Origin of the sequence: Salmonella sp. SAL4457, from assembly GCF_046548235.1 — a bacterium.
Taxonomy (GTDB): domain Bacteria; phylum Pseudomonadota; class Gammaproteobacteria; order Enterobacterales; family Enterobacteriaceae; genus Salmonella; species Salmonella enterica.
The window spans coordinates 1-264 of sequence record NZ_JBGDZO010000661.1; the positions used below are offsets into that span (position 1 = coordinate 1).

At 71.2% G+C, this 264-nt stretch carries 1 pseudogene; it reads right to left on the bottom strand.

From position 1 onward, the window contains the following. Window positions 1-264, bottom strand: a pseudogene (locus ACLJNW_RS25840) (hypothetical protein); the annotation flags it as partial.

Here is a 264-nt window from a genome sequence, read left to right on the forward strand (position 1 = left end):
GCGCGAGGCGACGCCATCGACCACCTCCCCGCGCTGGCGCCAGCCCAGCCAGAGCAGCAGCGGCAGCCAGAGGCTCCAGGGAAACGCGGCGGCCAGCAGGACCAGCCAGACGCTGCCGTAGGGATAGGCGTGGGCATTGCCGTAGCGGTCGCCGTCCCAGCCGGCGGTGACGAAGCGCTGCCAATGCTCGCCGAGCAGGAAGTACTCGAGGAAGCCCGGCGTCTTCAACTCCGCCAGCAGGTACCAGGGCGCGGCCACCAGGAG